A 23,480-nucleotide genomic window follows, 5' to 3' on the forward strand; every position below is an offset into this window, starting at 1 on the left:
AGCCGGCGACCGCAGCCTGGCATACGGTGCTGGACATCGACACCTTGAGAGAGGCAGACATGGACCAAGGCACCCGCGGCGAGCTCATCGGTCGGCTGGCCGAGGCGATCACGTCCGTCACGACCACGCACCCGCTGCGGGTCGCCATCGACGGGCCGCCCGCCGCCGGCAAGACCACGCTGGCCGACGAACTCGCCGTCGTCCTGCGCGCGCAGGACCGCGCCGTCATCCGCGCGACCATCGACGACTTCCTCTGCCCCCGTGCACGGCGCTACCGACGCGGCCAGTACTCGGCGGAAGGCTGCTACTTCGACGCCCACGACCACGCCGCGCTGTGCCGGGTCCTGCTCGATCCGCTGGGCCCAGGCGGAGACCGGCGATTCCAGCACGCGGTCTTCGACGGAGACGCCGACACCCCGTTGTCGCCGCCGGCCATGACCGCCCCCGCGGACGCCGTACTGCTCTTCGACGGCGTGTTCCTCCTGCGTCCCGAACTCATCGACCGGTGGGACCTGCGCATCCTCGTGTCCGTCCCCTTCGAACAGACGGTGGACCGCGCCCGGGACCGAGGCACAGCGCTGGCCGGATCCACGGCCGACACCGCCGAAATCGAGCGGTCCTGGCGCAACCGCTACATCCCGTCCCAGCAGCTCTACTACGCCACAGCCCGCCCGGCCGACCACGCCGACATCATCGTGCACAACGATCAGATCCAGCGGCCGAGCTGGGAGGTCCGCTCCCACCCGTCGATACACGGGATGTGACCACGTCGCGATCTCACTCCGCAACGAGGCGCGAGGAAGGCCCCCACCGGTGCGGTGGGGGCCTTCCGGCGGAGCGCCAGCCCGGACTCGAACCAAGACCTCCCGCCAGGAAGGCGGGCGTGCTGCTTGCACTACTGGCGCGGGCGGTCGGCTGCACACTGCGCAGGTCAGCCGCCTATGGATGACACTACACACGCCCTCTGCCCTCCGCCCGTCACGTTGCGCCGTCCGGTGGAAGAGGTCGAGTACAGTGCCCGCCTCCGGCCCTGCCGGGCCGTCGCCGCACACCCGCCCCGGCCCGCCGTCGGCCGGCTGCTCAGCCGGACCGGCAGGCAGGGGCTTCCGCGACCTGTCGCCGGAAGCGGGTCGGGGTCGGCAGGATGGGGGCATGGCTGACGGCGAGGTGGGACCGGACGGGATGTGGCCGGTCGTGGTGCGGTATCCGGACGGCCCGGTGGAGGCGGTCGAGGAGGCAGACGCGGTCGATGCGGCCCGGCAGGCGCAGACGCTGATGGTGCGGGGCCCGTTGTACGGGGTGGCCGCGCAGAGCGGCGGCGACGGTCCGCGGTGGCGGGTCGTCAGGTCGGTGACGTCCGCTTGCCCGCAGGACGCCCGGGACCGTCTGAACTCGCTGCTGTGGTTCCGGGCCAAGGACGAAGCGCAGGATCGGGCGGAGCGGCGCGCCCTGCTGGCGGCGGTCGCCCGGCTGGAGACCGAGCGCGTCGACGAGCTGACCGTGCTGGGCAGCCGGTACCGGGTGGTGCGGGCCGAAGAGTATGCAGGAGCCGGCCCGGACGGGATCGAGCTGCCCCGCCCGACCGACCCTGAGCCCGCCGTCGCCGACTGGGAGGGTTCCTACCGCGACCCGGAGGTGGATGACGGGCTGGTGCTGGACCCCGAAGCGCCGCTCACGCCCACTCAGGCCGCCGAACGCCTGGCCATGCGCGGCCTCGCCTACACCGGGACCCAGTTCCCGGAAGACGTGCTCCGCGACGCCGCGCGGGCCCTGAAGGGCCACGCCGACGTGCTGCTGCTCCCGACCAGCTACCGGGTGCTGGAGTACGACGTCGACCGGTGGAGCATCGCCGGCGGCCTGCACACCACCGCCCACGGGGCCCGGCGGTCCTTGGAGTTCGGCCTGACCTGGTTCGAGCCGCGGCACCAGGGCCTCATCGACATCGACGCCGACCGGGACACCGACGCCCGCACCGTGGTCGCCGCCGGCACCCATCCCGCAGCCGGCCGTCTCGCCGCGTTCGTCGAAGCCGCCGACCGGCTCCGCACCGAACACGCCAACGAGGTCGAGGTCCACGGCGTCGTCCGCCGGATCTGCCGGATGCGCCGCCTGCTGCGCTGGGGCCCCGACGGACCCGAACGGCCACGCCCCTCCGACACCGACACCCACCCGCCCGAGCAGATCCACCCCCACCTCGACGAGAACGGCGAGATCCACTACGAGAGGGACCACGAGCCTCCCGAAGCGTGAACAGCCCGGCAGCCGTGGGGAGACGTGGTCGCGGGGAGGGAGCGAAGGGAGGGTCCGCAAAAAGGCGTTGCGGATGTCGTCCCCTCCCCGCGGGACCGGGGGGCGGTAGCGGCTATTCGGGGGTGACGTACGCCCCGGAGATCCCGCCGTCGACCAGGAAGGTGCTTGCGGTGATGAACGACGCGTCGTCGCTGGCGAGGAACGCGACGGCTGCGGCGATCTCGTCGGCTTCGGCGAACCGGCCCATCGGCACGTGCACCAGGCGGCGGGCGGCCCGTTCGGGGTCCTTGGCGAACAGCTCGCGCAGGAGCGGTGTGTTGACCGGTCCCGGGCACAGGGCGTTGACCCGGATGCCCTCGCGGGCGAACTGCACGCCCAGTTCACGGGACATCGCGAGCACGCCGCCCTTCGAGGCGCTGTAGGAGATCTGCGAGGTGGCCGCGCCCATGACGGCGACGAACGAAGCGGTGTTGATGATCGACCCCTTGCCGAAGCGCTGCATGTGGGGGATGGCGTACTTGCAGCACAGGTAGACCGAGGTGAGGTTGACCTCTTGCACGCGCCGCCAGGCTTCCAGGCCGGTGGTCAGGATGGAGTCGTCCTCGGGAGGCGAGATGCCCGCGTTGTTGAAGGCGATGTCGAGTCGGCCGTAGCGCTCGACGACCTCCTCGAACAGGCCACGCACGGCGTCCTCGTCGGTGACGTCCGCCTGGATGAACAGGCCGTCCACGTCGGCTGCGGCCTTGGCGCCCGCTTCGGCGTCGATGTCGACGCACACCACCCGTGCTCCCTCGGCGGCGAACCGCCGGGCGGTGGCCAGGCCGATGCCGCTGGCCGCTCCGGTGATGGTCGCCGTCCGGCCGCTGAGTCGCGTGTTCATGCCTGGGGTTCCTCCGTCGCGATGAAGACGTTCTTGGTCTCGGTGAACGCGGACAGGGCGTCGGGGCCGAGTTCGCGGCCCAGCCCGGACTGCTTGAACCCGCCGAAGGGCGTGGAGTACCGCACCGAGGAATGGGAGTTGACCGAGAGATTGCCCGCCTCGACGCCTCGGGCGACGCGCAGGGCCCGGCCCACGTCGCGGGTCCAGATCGATCCGGCGAGCCCGTAGGCGGTGGCGTTGGCGATGCGGACCGCGTCCTGCTCGTCGCGGAACGGCACGACCAGGACGACCGGCCCGAAGATCTCCTCATTGAACGCCCGGTCGTGCTCGCCGACATCGGCGAGGACCGTCGGCGGGTACCAGTAGCCGGGTCCGGTGGGCGCTTCCCCGCGATAGGCGACCCGGTCGACGTAGGAGGCGACGCGTTCGCGGTGGGCGGCCGAGATGAGCGGGCCCATCTCCGTCTTCTCGTCGGCCGGGTCGCCGACGCTCACGCCCCGGACCGCGGGTTCCAGCAGGGCGAGGAACCGGTCGTGGACGCTTGCTTCGACCAGGATGCGCGAGCGTGCACAGCAGTCCTGGCCGGCGTTGTCGAAGGCGGCGTACGGCGCGGTGGCGGCGGCACGTTCGAGGTCGGCGTCGGCGAAGACGATGTTGGCGCTCTTGCCGCCGAGTTCCAAGGTGACGGGTTTGACCTGCTCGGCGCAGCCCGCCATGACGGCCCGGCCGACGGCGGCGGATCCGGTGAACACGACCTTGCGCACGTCGGGGTGGGTGACGAACCGGCGCCCGACGACGGGTCCGCGGCCTGGCAGGACGGTCAGCACACCCTCGGGAAGCCCCGCGCGCAGGGCGAGTTCGGCGAGCCGCAGGGCGGTGAGCGGCGTGAGTTCGGAGGGCTTGAGCACGACGGTGTTGCCGGCTGCGAGCGCCGGCGCCAGGCCCCATGCGGCGATGGGCAGCGGAAAGTTCCACGGCACGATGACGCCGACCACGCCGAGCGGTTCCTGGAAGGTGAGGTCGACTCCCCCGGCGACCGGGATCTGCCGGCCGAACAGCCGCTCGGGGGCGGCCGCGTAGTAGTCGATGACGTCGCGGACGTTGCCGGCCTCCCAGCGGGCGTTGCCGGCAGTATGGCCGGCGTTGGCGACCTCCAGCGCGGCCAGGTGCTCGCGGTCGGCGTCGACCTCGGCGGCGAACGCCCGCAGCAGCCTGGCCCGGTCGGCGGGCGCCACGGCACGCCACCGGGCGAACGCGGCCTTTGCGAGGGCGATCGCGGCGTCGGCCTCGGCGACCGAGGCCATCGGCACGGACGCGATGACCTCCTCGGTGGCCGGGTTGCGCACCTCGAACACGTCGGGAGCATCGATGTCGGTCATACGACAGCCTCCTTGCGGCCTGCGGCGACGAGGGCCTCGAAGAGCCGAAGGTCGTTGAGGTCGGTCTCGGGGTGCCACTGCACGCCCACGACGAAACGGTGTCCGGGCGATTCGACGGCCTCCACCACCTCGTCGTCCGCCCACGCCGAGGGCAGCAGTCCGGCGCCGATCCGGGCCAGTGCCTGGTGGTGGTAGCAGGACACTTCGGCGGATCCGCCGAGGATCCCGGCGAGCCGGCTCTCCGGACGGACCCGCACCGCGCGCCGCACGAAGCGGCCCGGCACGATCTGGTGCCCGCTGTCCGGGAGATGCTGCTCCAGCGTGCCGCCGAGGGCGACATTCAGCAGCTGCATGCCCCTGCACACGCCGAGTACCGGCAGGTCGCGGGCCAACGCCGCGCGAGCCAGGGCCAGTTCCCACGCGTCGCGTTCCTGGTGCGGCGGCCCGGTGCGTGCGTCAGGCCGCGCACCGTACCGGGCCGGGTCGATGTCCGGGCCCCCGGTCAGTACGAGACCGGCGAGCAACGCCACCAGCGCTTCGACGGCGCCCCGATCCGGCTGCACCGGCAGCAGCACCGGCATTCCACCGGCCCGCACCACGCCGTCCAGGTAGGACTGCGGGACCAGCGCGGCGGGCTGCGACCACACCGACCAGGACGCATGGTCGCGGTAGCCGGACACGCCGATCACCGGGACCCCGCCAGGGGCGACGAGCCGGCCACGTTCCAGGGGGGTGGTCACAGCCGCTCGAATCCGCGGCGCCGCTCCCAGTCGGTCACGGACGCGTCGAACGCGGCGAGTTCGACCCGTCCGGCGTGCGCGTAGTGGCGGACGACGTCCTTGCCGAAGGCGGATTCGGCCGCCTCACTGGTCTCGAACGCAGGCACGGCGTCCCGCAGCGTGGCGGGAACCCGGGGAGCCTCGGAGGCGTAGGCGTTGCCCACGAACTCCGGTGGGAGCGCGAGCTGCTGCTCGACGCCGTGCAGTCCGGCGGCGATGAGGGCGGCGACGGCGAGGTAGGGGTTGGTGTCGCCCCCGGGCACGCGGTTCTCGAAGCGCAGGGAGGACCCGTGTCCCACGACCCGCAGTGCGCAGGTGCGGTTGTCGCGCCCCCAGGCGATCGTGGTGGGTGCGAAGCTTCCGGGCGCGTAGCGCTTGTAGGAGTTGACGTTCGGCGCCAGCAGCAGCGAGAAATCGGCGAGGCAGGCGAGCTGCCCGGCCAGGAACTGCTCCATGGCGGGCGAGAAGCCGTGGGGGCGGGTGCCGGCGAAGACCGGAGTTCCGTCTGCTTCGCGCAAGGACAGGTGGATGTGGCACGAGTTGCCCTCGCGCTCGTCGAACTTCGCCATGAAGGTGAGCGCGTAGCCGTCCTGTGCGGCGATCTCCTTCGCGCCGGTCTTGTACACCGCGTGGTCGTCGCACGTCGTCAGCGCGTCGGCGTACTTGAAGGCGATCTCGTGCTGGCCGAGGTTGCACTCGCCCTTCGCGGACTCCACGGTGAGGCCGGCGCCGGCCATGGAGGTGCGGATTCGGCGCAGCAGCGGTTCGATACGGGCGGTTCCGAGGACGGAGTAGTCGGCGTTGTACTGGTTGGCCGGGGTCAGGTCGCGGTAGCCGCGGTGCCACGCCTGCTCGTAGCTGTCCCGGAAGACCATGAACTCCAGTTCGGTGCCGACGTGGGCGGACCAGCCGTGCTCGGCGAGCCGGTCCAGCTGGCGGCGCAGGATCTGGCGGGGCGAGATACCGACCGGCTGCCCGGCGTGGTCGACGACGTCGCACTGGACCATCGCGGTCGCGGGGTGCCAGGGCACGCGACGCAGCGTGGCCAGGTCGGGTGCGAGGACGAAGTCGCCGTAGCCGGTGTCCCAGGAGGAGTGGGCGTAGCCGTCCACGGTGTTCATGTCGACGTCGACCGCGAGCAGATACCCGCAGCCCTCGGCGCCGCCCGTGCCGAGCACGTCGTCGAGGAAGTACCGGGCCGCGACCCGCTTGCCCTGCAGGCGGCCCTGCATGTCGGTGAGGGCGACGACGACGGTGTCCACCGCTCCGTCCGCGACGTCGGCGCGCAACTGCTCCAGGGTCAGCCGCGGACCGGGTTCCACATGCGTCACAGGTTCTCCACTCCGGAATCGGACAGGGAAGGGTCGGCCGTGCCGGTCCGGGCGGCTTCGGTCATCCGCGGGCCGGTGAACCACCGCCGCGCGGACACCAGCCACCACAGCGCGGAGAATCCGAGAACGACGGCCACCGCGACCGGCGTGTAGTTGAACGATTTCGCGGTGATGGGGTTCGCCGTCGGCAGCATGAACAGCACGCTGATGAACACCGTCCACACGACCGCCACGGCGCCGATCGGGCGGCTCCAGCGCCCCAGGTGCCAGGGGCCGCGTCCGAAGCCGTCGCCTCGCCGCAGCCTCAGGAAGACCGGGATGACGTAAGACAGGTACAGGCCGATCACCGAGATGGACGTCACCGCGGTGTAGGCGGTGGTGTTCCACAGGGCGGGCAGTCCCAGCAGCAGCGCGCCGCCGGCGCCCAGCCACACGGCGCTGGTGGGCGTCTGGGTGCGGGGGTTGATCCGGTGCCACAGCCGCGAGCCCGGGAGCGCGCCGTCACGCGAGAAGGCGTAGATCATCCGGGAGTTGGCGGTCACCGACGCCATGCCGCAGAAGAACTGGGCGCCGATGACGATCAGCAGCAGGAACTTGGCGCCGGTCGCGCCGATCGCGTCGATGAAGATCTGCGCCGGCGGCACTCCCGTCTTGCTGCCCAGCTCCCCGTCGTAGTCCTGGATCGCGAACGTCAGGCCGATCAGCAGCACCCAGCCGGCGACCAGCGAGACCACGATCGCGTTGACGATGCCGCGCGGCCCGGAGATGGCCGCCCCCTTGGTCTCCTCGGTCATGTGGGCGGAGGCGTCGTACCCGGTGAGGGTGTACTGGGCGAGCAGCAGGCCCAGCATCGCGACGTAGAACGACGATCCGAAGCCGGTGTTGTTGACGTAGTGGGTGAACACGAACGACGCCGAGGAGTGCTTGGAGGGCACGATCGCCAGCACGGCCACGATGATCAGCACGCCGACCAGGTGCCACCACACACTGACGTTGTTCAGCAGCGCGACCAGGCGCACCCCGAAGGTGTTCAGCAGGCCGTGCAGTACCAGGATGACGGCGAAGATCTCGACCGTGTGCGCGGGAGTGGTGGAGAAGCCGAACTGCATGTCCAGCAGGGCGTTGGTGAAGAAGGCGGCGCCGTAGTCGATGCCGGCTGTCACCGCGACCTGGCCCATGAAGTTGCACCAGCCCGTGAACCAGCTCCAGGCCGCCGCGTTGCGTGGTGCGAGCCGGGCCGCCCAGTAGTACAGGCCGCCGGCGGTCGGGAACGCCGAGCAGATCTCGGCCATCGCGAGGCCCACGCACAGCGTGAACAGACCCACCAGCGGCCAGCCCCAGGTGATCATCACCGGGCCGCCGGTGTTCATACCGGTGCCGTACAGGGTCAGGCAGCCGGAGAGGATCGACACGATGGAGAACGAGACGGCGAAGTTGGAGAACCCGGACATCGAGCGGGCCAGTTCCTGGACGTAGCCCAACTCCCGCAGACGGCGCTCGTCGTCGCCCGCCTCGCACTGGTCGGCACCGGGGTCCCCCTTGTGGTCGGGGACTTCGCCGGCGTGGTCGGGTGAGCTGGTGGAAGTCATCGGGGCACCCCTGGCGGTAGAGGCGGAAAGGAGGAGCACCCACGACGAAGCGGTGTGCCCTTCCAAGATCAATGGACGACTTTCGGGCCATTGGAGTGCCGCCACTTTGGCGGCCGGGGTCCCAGCGCGTCAAGAGGGCGGTCGCCCGTTCCGGTTACATCGCCGTTACGCTTCGGCCGTGGACGCCGATCACGATCCAGGAGCGCACCGGGAGCCGAAGGTGTCCGGCGGCATGCTCCGTTCGGCCGCCTTCCGTCCTGTCCGGGCCGGAAACGCCTTCGAAGAGACCATCGAGCGCATCCTGCAGGTCATCAAGCTGGGGCTGCTGGGATACGGGGACCGCCTGCCCTCGGAGCGGGACCTCGCGGGGCGCCTGAACGTGAGCCGCGACACGCTCCGCGAAGCCCTGCGCTCGCTCCAGCGGACCGGCTACGTCGAGTCGCGCCGCGGCCGCTACGGCGGCACCTTCGTCACCTACCGGCAGCCCGCACCGCGCCCTGGAGCCCTGCGCAAGGCCGTGGAGGGCTTCGGGAGTGACGACCTGGAGGACGCGCTCACCTACCGACTCGCCCTGGAGACCGGTGCCGCCGAAGCCGCGGCCCGCCGGACCCTGAGCGACAGCCAGCGGGCCGACCTGCGCCGCCACCTGACGGAGCTCGAAGCCGCGCCCCCCGACCGCTACCGCCAGCTGGACACCCGCTTCCATCTGGCGATCGCCGAGCTGACCGGGTCCCCCTCGCTGGCGGCGAGCACCACGGAAGCCCGAATGCGGCTCAACGACCTGCTCAACGCCATCCCCGTGCTCGAGCGGAACATCGCTCACTCCGCACTCCAGCACCGGGCGATGGTCGAGGCGGTCCTCGCCGGCGACGCCGAGGCCGCCCGCCGGGCCACCGAAGAACATCTGGAAGCCACCGCCGCGCTCCTGCGCGGTTTCCTCGGCTGACCCGCCCCCAAACGCGGCCCGGCCTTCACCCGCCTCATACGCCTGACTCCGCTCACGCTCAGTAGCCTCCGCCGACCCGCCCACGGCGGAACGGCCGCGGCAATGTTTCACGGATAAAACACTTGCTAAACTCTTCCCTATGAGCAGCCCGAGCCCTCGGCCCCCGCACATCCGCCGCCTGCCCCTCCTCGGCGCTCTGAGGATCGGCCAGCCGTCCGCCATATGGTTCAAGCCCGCACTCAGCGTGGTCGCCGCAGTGGCCCCGCCCAACCTGGCCCTGGTCGCCCTCGGGCACCTCGACCTGGCGATGTACGCGATGGCCGGATCGCTCTCCGCCCTGTACGCCCACCACCGCCCGTACGCCGCCCGCGCCCGCGTGCTGGCCGCAGTGGTGCTCGGCATGCTCGCCGGACTGGCCGTGGCTCTGACCGCTGCCTCGCTCACCCGGAACACGGCCGTCCTGATCGCCGTCGGGGCGATCCTCGCCGCCGGACAGAAGGTGCTGTGCGACGCCACCCGTATCGGCCCACCCGGCCATGTCGTCCTCACCTTCGTCAGCTCCGCGTCCCTGTTCGCGCCCCAGACCGCCGGCCAGATCCCCGGCCATCTCGGGATCGCCGCCGCCACCGGTACCTGGGCGTGGCTGGTCGGCATGGCACCCGGACTCCTCCGGCCGTACGGTCCCGAACGCCGGGCCACCGCCGGCGCCCTGAACGCGGCGGCGGCCCACGCCGAGGGCCGCGGAGCCTCCTCCCGGGCCGCCGGCGCCGCGGCCGTGCACGCCGCCTGGCAGTCCCTGCGGTCCTCCGGCGCCCGCTCCGCGCCCCGCCGCGGCCTTGAACGGCTCGTCGTTCGTGCCGAGGTGGCCCTCGCGGCGCCCGCCGACACGGACCCCGCCCGCCTGCGTGCCTGGGCCCGCGCCCTGCGCGGCACCGGCCCCGTGCCCCACCCCGACGACCTGGGCCCGGCAATCGACGAACTCCACGGCATCGACGCCGAGTTCGTCGGCCCCCGAAGGCCGTTGTCCGGCCGCCTCCGCCCGCTCGCCCCCATCGCCGTCCGCACCGCGCTCGGCTGCGGCCTCGCCGGCTACGGCTCCCTTGCCCTCGGTGTGGGCCGCCCCTACTGGGCACTGGTCACCGCGGCCTCGCTCTACCAGGCCAACCTCACCCTGAGTTGGAACCGGGGCGTCCAACGGGTCCTCGGCAACCTCCTCGGCGTACTGCTTTTCGCGGCCCTGGTCCCCCTCGCCCATCTCGGCCAAGTGGCCCTCGTGTTGTGCTGCGTCGCCCTCAGCTTCGCCGCCGAGGCCCTGATGGGCCGCAACTACTGGCTCGGCAGTGTCTGCGTGACCCCGATGGCGCTGCTCGTCACCGAGTTCTCGGGGATCCAGCAGCCAGGCGAACTGATGACCGACCGGGTCCTGGACACCCTCATCGGCGCGCTGCTCGGTTTCGTCGCCGCGGTCGCGGTCACCAACCGGCGTGCGGGCGACCGCATCGAGGACGCCCTCGCCACCCTCGACGGCGCACAGCAACGGGCCGCGGTCACCATGGCCGCCGAGTACCCCGCACCCGGCACGCTGGAGGCCGCCCGCCGCGGCCTCGCCGCGGCCCTGGTCGACCTGCGCGACGCCACCGACACGGCGGCGGGCGAGTGGCGGCAGCGCGCCGCCCTGCCTCAGAAGCGGGTGCTCGCCGCCGAACGGAGCGGGCACCGTACCCTCGCGGCGACGGTGCGACGGCAGGGACTGCACATGGCGGAGGAATCGACCACATGACAGCGGCGAGACGGCAGACGGCCGATGGCGGCGGAAGCGGAACAGGCGGCGGAGCAGACGGCGGAACAGCCGCGAGGCGGGAGGCGCCGGGGGCGGGTGCCCGGGAGGAGGCACGCGATCGCCGCGCGTCGCGGGAGTCCGCGTCCGACACTGTTGGCGCCGTCGTGCGCCAGTGGCGCGCTGTTCACCCCGACATCGACACCGGCCCCATGGAGATCATCGGCCGAATCAACCGCTGTGCGGCCCTGCTCCAGCAGGCCGAGGACGCGCCGCTGCGCCGGGCCGGGCTGACCCGCCCCGAGTTCGACGTCCTCGGCACGCTGCGCCGTACCGGCCACGAGCTGACCCCCGGCGAACTGGCCCGTGAGACGTTCTCCTCGGGAGCCGCCGTGACCAAGCGGCTCAAGCACCTCACCGAACGCGGCCTGGTGGAAAGGCGCGGCGACACCCGCGACCGGCGCGTCGCCCACGTCCGCCTCACCGACGCGGGCCGCGCCCTCGTCGACGGCCTCCTTCCCGCGCAGCTCGGGTACGAGGCCGCAGCCCTGTCCGGTATCGACGGCGACCGCCAGGAGGAACTCGCCCGTCGGCTCGGCGAGTTGCTGATTCAGCTGGAGGGTCGTCTCGGCGTGTCCAGGGGCTGAGCCCCAGCGGACGTCCGGTCAGGGGCTCCTGCGCGAAGGGGTCGAAGCGCGGCCCTCCCGGACCGAGCTCGCCTTGGCCGGTTCGCCGGCCGCAGCGGACGGCTCGCTGCTCATCACCGCTGAGGCAGGCGTGCGGCAGCGTCGCCCGGCCGTTCGGGTCCGCCCGGCCGGGCGACGCTGCCTGCCCCCTCAGTTGTAGTGGTGCTCGGGCGGCGGGGTGCTCGTGCACGTCAGCGGCCCGTGCGCCGGTACGATCCGCTCCACGGAGCCGGGGTTCATATGGACCGAGGCCAGCTGCGCGGCGTTGAGGTAGCCGATGAACAGCTGCTTCCCGGCCGGCATCGCGGCCGGGGTGAAGATGAACGTCACCTTGCCGTCGCTGTCCCTCCTGCTCTTCACGACGTTCGTGACCCCGGGCCCGGACCCGCTGGGACTGAGCGTCCCGTCGTCGTGCGGGCCCTTGCAGAACACGCCCTCCTTGATCAGGACCGGGAATCCCGCCTTGCCCAGCGCCTGCTCCAGGCCCGCGTGGTCGCTGAAGTAGGCGGCCTTGTCCCAGGTGACGACCAGGGTGCCGTCCGTCTTCGTGTCGATGGTGTAGGCGGCGGTCTGCACGTGCACCGACCCCGCGCCCGTGCTGTCGCCGCTCGACGGCGGTGCCGTCGAGGGGTTGCTCAGCGCGGGCACCGCGATCGCGAGGGCCACGGCGGACGCGGCGGTGGCCGTGCCCACCAGGCGGCGCCGGTGGCGACGGGCCCTGCCCGCCGCTTCGATCCGCTCCACCGGCGTGGACATGGTGATGTCGTCGAGGGAATCCCTCAGTGCATCGAGCACCTCGTGCTCGCTCATGGTCGGACCTCCTGGTCGTGGGTGGCACCGTCGTGAGGGGTGCCGTCGTGGGTGGTGCCGTCATCGACGGTGACGAGTTGCGCGCGCAACGCCGACACGGCTCGCGACAGATGAGCGGTCACGGTGCCCTCCGCGATCCCCAGCACCTTGGCCGTGGCCCTGGTGTCCAGATCGAGGAAGACCCGTAGCGCGATCACTTCCCGCTGCCGCTGCGGCAGTTGACGCAACACGGCGAGCAGAGCGGGGTCCAGGCCGGGCTCGGCTTCCCGCGGATCAGGCACATCGGGCGGGCCGTCCTCCAGCCCGACCTCCTTGCGTCTGCGTCTCCACCACGACACCCGGGTGTTCAGCGCCGTACGCACGATCCACGCACGCGGCGCCGGATGCCGGCTGACCTTCGGCCAGGACGCCCAGGCCCGGGTGAACGCCTCGGCCACCAGATCCTCCGCGAGCTGCCGATCCCCCACACTCACCAGCACAGCCCGCAGGCAGACGTCCCGCCCGGCCCGGTAGAACTCCTTGAACTCCATCTGCTCCACACCCCCTACACGCCGCAGGCCCCCCACACACTTACCTCCCCCGCTGTGCGTCCTCGGGTGCGGCAGCCAGTCCGGGCCCTTCCGCTCGAGCCCCGGCCGGGCCTGTCCCGAGGATGGCCACCCTCGTGATCACCGCGGCCGGCCATGCCCCCACCCGCCCCCGACGCCTAGCCAACGGAATCCACGCCGGATCCCGCCACGGTGGATGCGCCCACGACGCACCGCCAACAGCCCACGCCGGTATGTACGGGCCGTGCACTTCGCTCAGGACATGATCGCCGCGATCGTCGACGTCGCCACTACTCTCGGCAAGCACCGCTCGGCCCGGTCCGCCCCCCGCACGGCGTTGTCGGCTGCCACGGAACCCTCGCGCTCACCATCAGGATGGAGGCAGCAGGAGGGACAGCGTGAGCAGTTGCCCCCGCCCCCGGTGGTTCAGCCGCCGACGACCACGCACAGGTGGCGCACCGTCTCGGCGATGGCCTCCCGGCCGCGTTCGAGACAGTGGCGCGGGTCGACGGTGTCCGGGCGGGCCGCCAGTGTTTCGCGAACCGCGCGGGTGAAGGCCGCGCTGAGCGCGGTGCCGACGTTGACCTTGGCGATGCCCGCACCGACGGCGCGGCGCAGTTCGCCGTCCGCGACGCCCGACGAGCCGTGCAGAACCAGCGGGACCGGCACCGCGTCCCGCAGCCGTTCGATCAGCGCGTGGTCCAGCGATGCCGAGCGCTCCGTCATCGCGTGGCTGCTGCCCACCGCGACCGCCAGGGCGTCGACGCCGCTGTCCGCCACGAAGCGCGCCGCCTCCTGCGGATCTGTCCGCACCCCGGGTGCGTGCGCGCTCGCGGGCGCACCGGGTTTGCCGCCCACGTAGCCGAGTTCGGCCTCCAGCCACACTCCCGCATCGTGCGCCCACCGCGCCGCGGCGAGCGTGGCCGCGAGGTTGTCGGCGTACGGCAGCCTCCCGGCGTCGAACATCGCCGAGGAGAAGCCCGCGCCGGGCGCGCGGTGCAGGAGTCCGATGTCCGTGACGTGGTCGAGGTGGAGCGCGATGTCGGCCTTGGAGACACGGGCCACCTCGGCCGCGGCTCGCGCGAGCGGCTCGACCTGGCCGCCGTGGAACCGCACGGCGTTCTCGCTGATCTGCAGGATCACCGGTACGCCGGAGGCCGCGGCGCCCTCGGCGATCGCCTCGGCGTACTCCAGCGTGATCACGTTGAACGCCGGGACGGCGCGCCGGGCTGCGGCAGCCTGCTCGACGAGTTCCCGCGTGTGCACCAGGGACATGGGTGGGGCCTTCGATTCTGTGCTGGGCGTGTTGCACGGGTGCAGCCGGCACGGACGAGGCACGTCCGTGCCGGCCGGCTCGGGGGTGTCAGCGCTGGTTGACCGTCGGTGCGGCGTGCGCGACGCCGGCAGCGACGCCCGCCTCCGGACCGGGGGCCGTTGCCGGGTCCTCACCTGTCTTCTCGTCGCTGTACACCATCAGGGTCGAGCCCACGAGGGCGAACACGATGCCGATGGTGCCCCAGACGTTGGGCAGGGTCTGGTAGACCGCCAGGGACAGCACGATCGTCAGGACCGGCGCCAGCGCGTTGGTGATGGGGGCGACCACCGAGGCCTTGCCCCGGCTGAGCGCCATCACCAGGAACAGCGCGCCGATCGCGTTGAGCACCTGGGTGACGGCGGTGAGTGCCGGAGCCTGCCAGGGAGCGCCGGAAGGCAGCCCGCCCATCATCGCGTACGCCACCGGCACCAGCAGGAGCCCGCTGATGGTCATCCACCCGAAGGTCGTGGCGTCGTTGACGCCGACCAGTGCCGCCTTGCGCATGCAGAACGCCTGCGCGCCCCAGGCGATGCAGATCAGGATGGCCAGCAGCAGCCAGGGGCCGTGCGAGGCCGAGCTGCCGCCGCCGGGGATGCTGAGCAGCACGATCGACACCAGCGCGATCACCACTCCCACCACGGCGAGGCGGGCGATGCGCTCACGCAGCAGGACCGTCGCCATGAGCACGGTGATCACCGGGGAGAGCGACACCACGGGGAAGATCAGGTAGGCCGGGCCCTCGGACAGCGCCTGGAAGAGCAGCAGTTGCCCGCCGGCGCCGGTGAGTCCGGCGAGCAGTCCCCAGACCGCCGCGACGGGCCGCCGGTCGAACCGGTTGCCGCGCAGCGCGAAGTAGGCGGGGATCAGCATCGTGAAGGCCCAGATGATGTAGATCATCTCGTTGGGGTAGCCGTAGCGGGAGTTCGGCTCGCTGGAGAACGCGCCCCAGACGCCCCAGAAGACGACCAGCAGGGTCGCGTAGACCATCCAGCTGCGCTTGACGCCGTTCATCACTTTTCCTCATCTGCGGTGTGCGGTACCGATCGCAGGGCGTCGAGCGCGGTGTGATCGAGCGGGGTGCCGGCCAGTTTCGCCGCGTACAGCGCGGCGCCGATGACCGGTTCGTAGAGCGGGCGCCGCAGCTCGTAGCCGGTGTGGCTGCCGTGCAGTGCGGCGGTGAACGACGCCAGGACGGCGTCGGCGGTGAAGGTGCCGCCGGAGTAGGAGACCGGCACGGTCTCGTCGGGTGCGAACTCCAGCCGCCGGCGGGTGACGTCGACCACCGTGGCGAGCTCCCGGCCGGCGTCGGCCAGGATGGCCGCGGCGCAGTCGTCGCCGAGCGTGGCGGCCTCCGCCACCACGCGGCTGAGTGCGGCGATCCGCCCGCGGTCGCCCTTCCACTGGTTGTAGACGATGTCGATCACGTCCAGGTCGGAGACGGGCTCCAGGTGCCTGCGGAGCAGCCCGGCCAGCGGGCCCTCGGGCTGCCGGCCGTCGCTCATCCGCGAGAAGGCGTTGAGCCCGCGGATCGCGATCCAGTAGGCCGACCCCTCGTCGCCGAACAGTTCTCCCCACCCGCCGACGCGTACGCCGCGGCCGAGCCGCTCGCCGTACGTCATCGAGCCGGTGCCGCTGATCACGTTGATGCCGTCGACCGCGCCCAGCGAGCCGGCCCAGCCGCACACCATGTCGTTGTCGCACGCGTAGCGGTCGTGTCCCAGCACGGCTCGCGGGGCGGCGTCCAGGGCCGGCAGGTCTCCGGCGGCCTCCCCGTAACCAGGGAGGGCGAAGAAGGCGTAGTCGAACTGCGCCGGAGTCACCCCGGCCGCGGCGCAGATCTCGTCCACGCCTTGCCGCAGGACGCGCCCGACAAGGTCGATGCCGTCAGAGAAGTAGTACGAACTTGGCGCCTTCGCCCGCGCCAGCACCTGACCGGAGTGGTCGATCAGGCTGAAGGCGGTCTTGGTCCCGCCACCGTCAACACCGAGGAACACGGTGAAACCTCCGTCCGGCGCCCCCGCCACGCCGCTTGAGCCGACTGTCTCAGTTGTGCAGGGAGTGCAGGATCACGCCCTGCACCACCCGGTTGACCTCGCCCGAGGGAAAGGGCTGGTCCGGCCGGATCCCCCTGGCGAGGGACGCGTGCAGGGCCAGGAGCTGGGCGTACACCACGGCCGGCAGGGCCAGGGCGACGTCCTCGACGTCCGCCAGCGCGGGCAGCGCCCAGCTGTCGGGGTCTCCCCCGTGCGGGTCGGCACCGGAGGCCGCGCTCACCGTCACGACGCTGCCGGCGGGCAGCCCGCTCCGCAGCTCCGCGGCGATGTCCAGGTCGTACCGGCGGGTGTAGGGGTCGTTGGACACGTACACGACGACGACGGTGCGTTCGGTGAGTACGGCCTTGGGGCCGTGCCGGAATCCCAGCGAGGACTCCGATGTGGCGACGAGCGCTCCCCCGGTGAGTTCGAGCACCTTGAGCGCCGACTCCCCGGCGAGACCCTTGAGCGCTCCGCTTCCCAGGTACACGATGCGTTCGGGCGCCCGGGCCATCAGGTCGCCCACGGTCTGTTCGGCGTTGGCGGTGATCCACTCGGCCGCCTGCGCCAGGCGGCCGGCGACACCGCGGTAGGCGTCGCCGCCGAGGGCGAGCAGCGCGGCCAGCGTCATGCAGGTGAAGCTCGACGTCATGGCGAAGCCCTGGTCGTTCGCCGCGGCCGGCATCAGCAGCACACGGGAGGCGGGCCGGTCGGCGTGCCTGAGCGCCAGGCTGCCCTGGGCGTTGCAGGTGATCACGAGGTGGTGCGCTTCGGTGAGCACCTGGTCGGCCAGCTCGGTGGCGGCCACGCTCTCGGGGCTGTCTCCCGATCGTGCGAAGGAGACCAGCAGGGTGGGCAGGTCCTCGGCAAGGCATCCGCGGGGGTCGGCCACCAGGTCCGTGGTCGCCACCGCGTCGACGCGCACTCCCAGCTTCCGCGACAGTGCCGTCTGGAGCACCTGCCCGGCGTAGGCGGAGGTTCCGGCGCCGGTGAGCACCACCCGCAGGTCGGGGCGTGCCAGCAGCGGGCGCAGGAAGGCGTCCAGTTCCTCGCGGGATGCGGCGAGGATGCGCTCCACCTCACGCCACAGGGCGGGTTGCTGGGCGATCTCACGAACGGTGTGGGCTGCCCCGTCATCGACGGTCGGGCCGCCGGGGAGGGTGGTCGTCACACGAACTCCTTGTGGTTCGGGTTGCACGCGCGGCTGTAGTCGCGCAGGACGTCGCGGACATGGTCGATGGCCAGGTCGCGGGGTCGGAGCGGGAGCTCTCCCCGGCGGGCCCGGGCGTACTGGAGGGGAAGGTGGGCACTGATCAGCGGCAGCGGAAGGTCGACAGCCGCGAGGTTGTCGAACAGCCGGGCCTGGGCCTGCGCGATCTCGGGGTCGGGCCAGAAGTAGCGGAGCCGGTCGCTGTAGCTGTAGCGGCGGGCCAGGCGCTGCTCGGCCGGGCTGCCCGGGTAGTAGCTCTCCCACAGAGCGGGCTCGACGAGCATCCGCCGCTCGACCACCTCGGGCAGGCCGGAACGTTCACCGGCGGGCACCAGCTCCTCCTCGATCGCCGCGAGGGCGAACAGGGCCTCGCGCAGGGCGAAGGTCAGGCCCGGACCGACTTTGAGGACCGCCCAGTGGTCCTCGACCAGCGCGGTCAGGGCCTCGACGGTCTGGTAGTCGGTCGAATGCGCTTCGAAGACCATGCCGGGTTCGTCGTCGAGGACCTCGCGGAGCTGCACGGTCTGCTCGGGCCGGTAGTCGACGACCCGCAGGTGGTCGAACTCCACGGCCGGCTGGACCACCAGGGCCATGACGCGTGGCCACACGCCCTCGATGCCCTGCGCGGCGAATGCCTTGCGATGCTGCTCCAACGTCGCGCGTGCCGCCTCGGCGCCGGTGGGGGCGAGGACGCCGAGGTCCTCGTGCGCGCCGCCGGGCGTGGGAACCTCGGTCCCGATCACGTAGCGGATGCGCTCCGCACCCTGCGGGCCCACGGCGTCCTCGGCCGCGCGGATCAGCCGCGCGGCGCGATCGGCGACCATGTCGTCGGTCAGCGGCGCGGGATCGCCCGCGCACGGGAAGCTGCAGTCCAGGTGGATCTTGGTGAATCCGGCCGCCGCGTAGGCGGCGACGAGGGCACGGGATTCCTCCATCGCCTCGTCCGGCGGCAGAGCCTGCCACCGGTTCGGGCCGAGATGATCGCCGCCCAGGATCACGCGGTCCAGTTGCAGACCATTGTCGACCGCGATGGCATGTACCAGGTCGCGGAAGTCCGCCGGCCGCATGCCGGTGTAGCCGCCGTACTGGTCGACCTGGTTGGAGGTCGCCTCCACCAGCAGGTGATCACCGGTTTCCAGCGCCTGGCGGACAGCCGCTTCGATGACCAGCGGATGAGCCGAGCACACGGAGGTGACGCCCTGGGATCGTCCGGCCTTTTGCTGTTGGACCACTTCGTCCAGCCAGATCCCCATTACCAGCTCCTTGCATGACTTGCCATACTTTGAACCACTTCGGGCCCAAAGTTCAAACTTGCACGAACGGTACTGGCCTAGGGGGTGGCCGTCAATGGTCGATATCTGGTATTACTCTGGTATGAATCCTTCCGCGGATCCCGCCCCCGCCTTCCCCCGGGGCCTACTGGCTGACGACGCACTGCCGCTGTATGCCCAGGTCGCAACGCGTCTGTGGGCCGATCTCTCGGCCCACGGCGCCCAGGTCGGCGACCGGCTGCCGTCGGAACGCACGCTGGCAACGCGGTACGCCGTGTCGCGCGTCACGCTGCGTGCGGCGCTCACCGAGCTCTCGGCCCGGGGCATGGTCGAGTCCGCCGCCGCCCGCGGATGGTTCGTCACCCGGCCCGCGGCGGTCCCGAACCCGGCTGATGTGGAAACGCCGGACACCGCCGGCAAGCGCACCCATGCCGTCGAGGGCTTCGCCGACTACGCGGCCAAGCACGGCCTGACCACCAGCAGCCGGGTTCTGCACTCGACGGTCCGGCCGGCGACCGTCAGCGAGGCGGAAAGACTGCGCATCGGCCCTGGTGCGCCCCTGTTCGAGATGCGGCGGCTGCGCTCCATCGACGGGCAGGTCGTCGTCGTGGAGCACAATCGCCTGCCGCTGTCGCTGTGTCCCGCACTGGCCGAGACGGACTTCACCACCGCGTCGCTCTTCGCGACGTTGCGCAGCGCCGATCCGCCGCAGCTGCCCCGAGTCGCCGAGTACTCCGTCGAGGCCCGGCTACCGGACGCCACCGAGCGCGAACTCCTGGAGATCGACGACGCCACGCCCGTGCTCCTGGCGCTGCAACTCGCCTTCAACCAGGACGGCCGCCCGCTCGAACTCACCCTGGCCATCTACCGGGGCGACCGCTACCGCTTCCAAGGCACCATCAGCTCATAGGTCCCGTAGGGCATCCCCGCGGGTACGGGGAGCATCGGCTCGTCGGAAAGATCCGCGCTTCCCGCCGTGCCCGCGTACTGCCCGTCGGCGACCTGGGCGGCTTGCTCGCTCAGCGAGGTGACGACGGCCGGGTCCAGCCGATGCGGCAAGCCCCTCGGCGCCGGGCAGCACCCGGAGGCCGTCCGGACCTAGCTGCCGCCTTCGCCCTTGCCGACGTCATCGCTGTGCGGCTGCTCGAACCGTGGATGTGGCGGCGCGAGCGGTGGCGGTGGTGGGGCCGGCGTGTGGATGTTCCGACGTCTGCTCCATCGATCGGACAATTCGAGCATCAGCAGAGCGATGACGAACGCGGCAGCTGTTCTGATCAGGAAATGCAGGACGTGAAAGCCGTTCTGCCAAACGCCCAGGACATCGAACCACGCGGCCCAGAGCAGAGCCCTGCCCACATTGGCCAAGCGCAAAGTGCCACCCCCCTCCGCACCGTCACGCTCCACGGCGTGCCCGCGCACCCGGAGCATCTCATGTGGCCGTCACGGGAGTGGCCCTGACGAAGCCGCCGGGCACCCGAGTCCTTGGGCGCGCGAGCGCCCGGCGCACCCTCTCGGCGAGGTGCTGCGCCGGGCGCCCTGCCTATCTCCCGAGGACAGGCCGGATCAGGAAACGCCCCATGCCGAGGTGCGGCACCAGTAGGTGTAGATACCGCCCTTGTACAGGCACACCGTCAACCGCACGCCGATCCCATCCGTGATGTTCGCGCTGTTCGCGATGCAGGTGTTGTCGGACTGCGGATCGTCGACGTGCTTCAGCGCAGTGCCGGCGCTGTTGTACAGCGTCGCCCTGACCCCATAGCCGTCAGCCTGGTTGTCGCAAGCGACGAGAATGTCACCGTTCCACTTGAACTCCGCCGATCCCCCGGGGTTGCCATCCGTCGTCTCGGTGTAAGGAATGTTCTTCCCTGTGGCAGCCTGCGCAGCCCCCGTCCCCAACAGCAGACCCCCCGTCGAAAGCACCGCGATGACCGCGGCCCCCACCCTCTTCCTCATGCTTCCTCCTGTCGATGGATGAGCCACCATCTGACCGGCGATCGATAAATAGGACGTAATCACTCCATTCCCAGCCACCCCACGAAGGAACGATCCGAACCGGGGCCAAGGAACCGCGATACGTCCCGGCCGGTCACATGCCTGCCCACCATGTCGCCCAGACGCCTGGTGTCGACCTCCCGGGAAACCGCGAACCCTGCCGCCGCGGCCGCCAAAGAAAGCGATGCCTGCTCGCGACATGATGCGCGCCGGCTCAGGAGCGGGGGGCCGCTGTCGCGCTGGCCCGCCACTCCAGTGCCTCGGGCTCCTCCTTGAACTCCACCAGGTGCTGACCGGCATGGCGTTGCAGAGCGTCACGCACGTCCCCCGGGGTGACGTAGAAGAACTCCTTGCGGCCGTTGACGCGGTTCACCCTTCGCGCGTCGAACTCCTGGTGAAGCCTCGTTTCGAGGCCGACGGCATCCTTGCTGAAGATCAGCGCGTGCACGTCGAACCGGAACGGCACGGACGCGCCGCTGAGTTCCTGCACGCGCTCCAGCGGTTCGAGCCTGCGGGTCAGACCGATCTTGACCATCCGGTCGCCGAAGGCGCCGACGTTGGAGATGACGTAGACGTATCCGGCGCGGATGTTGGCGGCCCGGGTCTCGACGTCGCGCAGCGCGCTCTCGATCTCGGCCAGTTTGGCCTCCATCTCGGCTGCGGCGGCGTGGTCGCCACGTTCCCGCAGGCGCTCCAGCGCTGCCTCGTAGTGTCCCTGTTCCTTGCGGAGTTTCTCCAGCTCGCGCTCCAGCTCCCGCTGGACCGCGGCTTCCTCCTTCTCCCGTGCCCGCAGCTCGCGTTGGGCCTCCTTCTCCTCGTCCTTCTTCTGCAGGAAGTCCGAGGTGAGCTCCAACTCCCTGACGCGGGCGTTGTGGTAGCCGTCCGAGATGCGGATGTGCATGGTGGCGCCGAGCTTCGCGATGGTCTCCCGGCTCTTGTACAGGCGATCCACAAGCGAGTTCAAGCGGTGCGGGCGCATACTCCGCACCGCGAAATCGGCCTCCGCGTTGTAGGCGCGCAGCATGAGCTTGGAGAAGTCGCGGATCATCTTCTGGCCCTCGCGCCGGGAGCCGTTGACGGTCCAGTCCGTGGCCGCGAGCACCGCCTGATTGGTCCGGGCGAGGTTCTTGATCTCGGCCTGCAGCGAGTCCAGGCGGCTGCGGTAGGCGATGGCGTCGGCCAACTGGTGCCGGTAGGCGTAGATGCCGACTTCCTGGAGCAGCGCGGTCTCGTCCGCGGTGACGATCCTGGCCTGAGTCGCCGCGAGCTGCGCCTGCGCTTGGTAGGTCTCCCGCTGGTACTTCTCCGCCTCCTTCTGCAGCCGCTGCGTCTCCTTCGCCGTCTGGCGGGCGTCGTCCAGGATCTCCTTGGCCACGTCCCGGGCGTCTTGAAGGATCTCCTCCGCCTCCTCCTCCGCCTGCCCCCGTAACGCCGCTGCCTCCGCGCGGACTTGACGCATAAGGCCGGCGACCGCCTCCGCCTCCGCCCCCTGCGTTCTGGCGATCCAGGCACGGAGCTCGGCGACTTCCGACGGCTCGTTCCGCTGCCGTCGTCCGAACAGGCCCCCGCGTTGAGGCGGCAGGGCGGTCGGGAGCCCGGACGGCGTCGCCCCGGTCCGGGGCGCCTCGGCGGTCGCGCCGCCGAGAGGGCTCCCCGCACCCGGTCCGGCGTCCCCGAGCGTTGCCGACGCTGCCGGATTCCCGGGCACCGTCGGAGCCATCGCACCCGTCGACGCACCGGGAGCCCACGAAGGACCGGCACTGCCCGGAGGCGTCACCATCGGGACCCAGAGCTGCCAGCCAGGCGGAGGCGCCGGCCAGGACGGATCCGGTCTCCACTGCGCGTCCGGCACCCAGCCCTCTTCCGGAACCGGCCATCCCGGCGGCGGGTTGAAGCGGTACTCCATCGCAAGCCCCTCCCTCTCACGGCGCGCGCACGCGCGTCACGGCACCTCCGCACCGGCACGACGGCAGGCGATACGGAGAGGATCATCGTGCCGGACACCATCGATCGATGACCGGACATGTCCGCTCATTGTGACCCGGTCGTGATCGAGGTCTTACACCAGTTGACGTGGGCGGGTTGCCTCCGTGGAAGTGGTGTAGGGGTCGGACCTGTTCGGTACTGCAGCGGCCCCGCAGGCCGCCCTCATCCATCTCGCCGATCACGTCGATGCCGGGAGGCTCCCTGAGCCGTGAGCCATCCCGCTACTGCAGGCGCAGAACACCTGGGGCACGGCTTTCGAAGATCTCGACGAGCTGGTCGAAGACGGTCTGTCCGCGTCGGTCGTGGGCAGCGGCCAACCTGACTTCGACAGCCGCCCGGTTCGAAGGGTGACACTGCGCCAGGACAAGCTCCAACTGGCGCACCGTTTCCGGGTAGCCGAGGTGCTCGCGCGATATGGCGTGGCCGTGCCACGCGACGACATAGTCGTCCGCGTCCGGGGCCCCGGGCCCGCCACTGAGGCAGTCCGCGAAGGCGTCGAGGTTCCAGCCGAAGTACTGGCGTCCCGGGCTGTCGAACGCGTCCATGAGCACGCGCCAGAAGTCATCCAAGGATCGAATCCGAGTGCCGTCCAGCACGAATGTTGCCCTCACGATCCGCAGGATACGTCCGCCTCGGAGTCACGATCATCTGGAGTGAACCTGTGCTGTTCAGGCATCGCCCCGCACGGGTTCGCCGGA

At 71.1% G+C, this 23,480-nt stretch carries 23 protein-coding genes and 1 tRNA gene; 6 read left to right on the forward strand and 18 right to left on the reverse strand.

Features of this window, described 5'->3' with window-relative positions:
* Window positions 1-59 precede the first annotated feature (59 nt).
* Window positions 60-764, forward strand: a complete 705-nt coding sequence (locus tag ACH4TG_RS17025; protein ID WP_398243099.1) for a cytidylate kinase family protein — start codon at window positions 60-62, stop codon at window positions 762-764.
* A gap of 72 nt (window positions 765-836) precedes the next feature.
* Here ACH4TG_RS17025 and ACH4TG_RS17030 read toward each other — a convergent pair.
* Window positions 837-905, reverse strand: a tRNA-Gly gene (locus ACH4TG_RS17030).
* A 247-nt stretch (window positions 906-1,152) separates the two neighbouring features.
* On the opposite strand from ACH4TG_RS17030, the gene ACH4TG_RS17035 reads away from it, so the two are divergent.
* Window positions 1,153-2,250 carry a DUF5954 family protein gene (locus ACH4TG_RS17035; RefSeq protein WP_398243100.1) on the forward strand — a complete coding sequence of 366 codons (1,098 nt, stop codon included), beginning with the start codon at window positions 1,153-1,155 and terminating at the stop codon, window positions 2,248-2,250.
* A 112-nt stretch (window positions 2,251-2,362) separates the two neighbouring features.
* On the opposite strand, the gene ACH4TG_RS17040 is transcribed toward ACH4TG_RS17035, so the two are convergent.
* From ACH4TG_RS17040 to ACH4TG_RS17060, 5 genes are read right to left on the reverse strand one after another with little or no spacing between them, the layout of a single operon-like run.
* Window positions 2,363-3,130: a 3-oxoacyl-ACP reductase gene (locus ACH4TG_RS17040; RefSeq protein WP_398243101.1), complete on the reverse strand. Its 768-nt coding sequence runs from the start codon at window positions 3,128-3,130 to the stop codon at window positions 2,363-2,365.
* The gene (locus tag ACH4TG_RS17045; protein WP_398243102.1) at window positions 3,127-4,509 is read right to left on the reverse strand and encodes an aldehyde dehydrogenase family protein; all 1,383 of its coding nucleotides are present in this window, start codon (window positions 4,507-4,509) and stop codon (window positions 3,127-3,129) included. The genes ACH4TG_RS17040 and ACH4TG_RS17045 overlap by 4 nt, the downstream gene beginning before the upstream one ends.
* A complete protein-coding gene (locus ACH4TG_RS17050) occupies window positions 4,506-5,249 on the reverse strand; it encodes a gamma-glutamyl-gamma-aminobutyrate hydrolase family protein (protein WP_398243103.1) in 744 nt (247 codons plus the stop codon). Before ACH4TG_RS17050 ends, ACH4TG_RS17045 begins: the two co-directional genes overlap by 4 nt.
* A complete protein-coding gene (locus ACH4TG_RS17055; RefSeq protein WP_398243104.1) occupies window positions 5,246-6,619 on the reverse strand; it encodes a glutamine synthetase family protein in 1,374 nt (457 codons plus the stop codon). Before ACH4TG_RS17055 ends, ACH4TG_RS17050 begins: the two co-directional genes overlap by 4 nt.
* On the reverse strand, window positions 6,616-8,208 hold the full coding sequence (locus ACH4TG_RS17060; protein WP_398243106.1) for an amino acid permease: 1,593 nt from the start codon (window positions 8,206-8,208) through the stop codon (window positions 6,616-6,618). Before ACH4TG_RS17060 ends, ACH4TG_RS17055 begins: the two co-directional genes overlap by 4 nt.
* A 232-nt stretch (window positions 8,209-8,440) precedes the next feature.
* Here ACH4TG_RS17060 and ACH4TG_RS17065 point away from each other — a divergent pair, with 232 nt between their 5' ends.
* The 3 genes from ACH4TG_RS17065 (at window position 8,441) to ACH4TG_RS17075 (ending at window position 11,578) form a co-directional block, all read left to right on the forward strand.
* Window positions 8,441-9,154 carry a FadR/GntR family transcriptional regulator gene (locus ACH4TG_RS17065; protein WP_398243449.1) on the forward strand — a complete coding sequence of 238 codons (714 nt, stop codon included), beginning with the start codon at window positions 8,441-8,443 and terminating at the stop codon, window positions 9,152-9,154.
* 139 nt (window positions 9,155-9,293) lie between these two features.
* Window positions 9,294-10,934, forward strand: a complete 1,641-nt coding sequence (locus ACH4TG_RS17070; RefSeq protein WP_398243107.1) for an FUSC family protein — start codon at window positions 9,294-9,296, stop codon at window positions 10,932-10,934.
* Complete coding sequence (locus tag ACH4TG_RS17075) at window positions 10,931-11,578, forward strand: MarR family winged helix-turn-helix transcriptional regulator (RefSeq protein WP_398243108.1); 648 nt, start codon at window positions 10,931-10,933, stop codon at window positions 11,576-11,578. The genes ACH4TG_RS17070 and ACH4TG_RS17075 overlap by 4 nt, the downstream gene beginning before the upstream one ends.
* 189 nt (window positions 11,579-11,767) lie before the next feature.
* Here ACH4TG_RS17075 and ACH4TG_RS17080 read toward each other — a convergent pair whose 3' ends face one another.
* The 7 genes from ACH4TG_RS17080 to ACH4TG_RS17110 form a co-directional block, all read right to left on the reverse strand.
* Complete coding sequence (locus ACH4TG_RS17080) at window positions 11,768-12,427, reverse strand: hypothetical protein (protein WP_398243109.1); 660 nt, start codon at window positions 12,425-12,427, stop codon at window positions 11,768-11,770.
* On the reverse strand, window positions 12,424-12,957 hold the full coding sequence (locus tag ACH4TG_RS17085) for a SigE family RNA polymerase sigma factor (RefSeq protein WP_398241415.1): 534 nt from the start codon (window positions 12,955-12,957) through the stop codon (window positions 12,424-12,426). The genes ACH4TG_RS17080 and ACH4TG_RS17085 overlap by 4 nt, the downstream gene beginning before the upstream one ends.
* Window positions 12,958-13,401: 444 nt before the next feature.
* The gene (locus tag ACH4TG_RS17090; RefSeq protein WP_398243110.1) at window positions 13,402-14,250 is read right to left on the reverse strand and encodes a ketose-bisphosphate aldolase; all 849 of its coding nucleotides are present in this window, start codon (window positions 14,248-14,250) and stop codon (window positions 13,402-13,404) included.
* An 88-nt stretch (window positions 14,251-14,338) separates the two neighbouring features.
* Window positions 14,339-15,301, reverse strand: coding sequence for a DMT family transporter (locus ACH4TG_RS17095; RefSeq protein ID WP_398243111.1), 963 nt, complete (start codon window positions 15,299-15,301; stop codon window positions 14,339-14,341).
* The gene (locus tag ACH4TG_RS17100; protein WP_398243112.1) at window positions 15,301-16,284 is read right to left on the reverse strand and encodes an N-acetylglucosamine kinase; all 984 of its coding nucleotides are present in this window, start codon (window positions 16,282-16,284) and stop codon (window positions 15,301-15,303) included. The genes ACH4TG_RS17095 and ACH4TG_RS17100 overlap by 1 nt, the downstream gene beginning before the upstream one ends.
* A 49-nt stretch (window positions 16,285-16,333) precedes the next feature.
* Window positions 16,334-17,494, reverse strand: a complete 1,161-nt coding sequence (locus ACH4TG_RS17105) for an SIS domain-containing protein (protein WP_398243113.1) — start codon at window positions 17,492-17,494, stop codon at window positions 16,334-16,336.
* Entirely contained in the window at window positions 17,491-18,786 is a 1,296-nt protein-coding gene (locus ACH4TG_RS17110) for a D-tagatose-bisphosphate aldolase, class II, non-catalytic subunit (RefSeq protein ID WP_398243114.1), read from the reverse strand. The genes ACH4TG_RS17105 and ACH4TG_RS17110 overlap by 4 nt, the downstream gene beginning before the upstream one ends.
* A 121-nt stretch (window positions 18,787-18,907) precedes the next feature.
* Here ACH4TG_RS17110 and ACH4TG_RS17115 point away from each other — a divergent pair, with 121 nt between their 5' ends.
* Window positions 18,908-19,714, forward strand: coding sequence for a GntR family transcriptional regulator (locus tag ACH4TG_RS17115; protein WP_398243115.1), 807 nt, complete (start codon window positions 18,908-18,910; stop codon window positions 19,712-19,714).
* Here ACH4TG_RS17115 and ACH4TG_RS17120 read toward each other — a convergent pair.
* From ACH4TG_RS17120 to ACH4TG_RS17140, 5 genes are all read right to left on the reverse strand, one after another.
* Entirely contained in the window at window positions 19,684-19,863 is a 180-nt protein-coding gene (locus ACH4TG_RS17120; protein WP_398243116.1) for a hypothetical protein, read from the reverse strand. The two genes, ACH4TG_RS17115 and ACH4TG_RS17120, sit on opposite strands and share 31 nt — an antisense overlap.
* Window positions 19,864-19,902: 39 nt before the next feature.
* Window positions 19,903-20,169, reverse strand: a complete 267-nt coding sequence (locus ACH4TG_RS17125) for a hypothetical protein (protein ID WP_398243118.1) — start codon at window positions 20,167-20,169, stop codon at window positions 19,903-19,905.
* Between the two features lie 198 nt (window positions 20,170-20,367).
* The gene (locus ACH4TG_RS17130) at window positions 20,368-20,757 is read right to left on the reverse strand and encodes a hypothetical protein (protein ID WP_398243119.1); all 390 of its coding nucleotides are present in this window, start codon (window positions 20,755-20,757) and stop codon (window positions 20,368-20,370) included.
* 253 nt (window positions 20,758-21,010) lie between these two features.
* Window positions 21,011-22,171, reverse strand: coding sequence for a DUF4041 domain-containing protein (locus ACH4TG_RS17135; RefSeq protein ID WP_398243120.1), 1,161 nt, complete (start codon window positions 22,169-22,171; stop codon window positions 21,011-21,013).
* A gap of 832 nt (window positions 22,172-23,003) precedes the next feature.
* Window positions 23,004-23,393, reverse strand: coding sequence for a barstar family protein (locus tag ACH4TG_RS17140; RefSeq protein WP_398243121.1), 390 nt, complete (start codon window positions 23,391-23,393; stop codon window positions 23,004-23,006).
* Between the last annotated feature and the right edge of the window lie 87 nt (window positions 23,394-23,480).

The sequence above is a fragment of the Streptomyces sp. NPDC020917 genome (assembly GCF_044333795.1).
Lineage (GTDB): Bacteria > Actinomycetota > Actinomycetes > Streptomycetales > Streptomycetaceae > Actinacidiphila.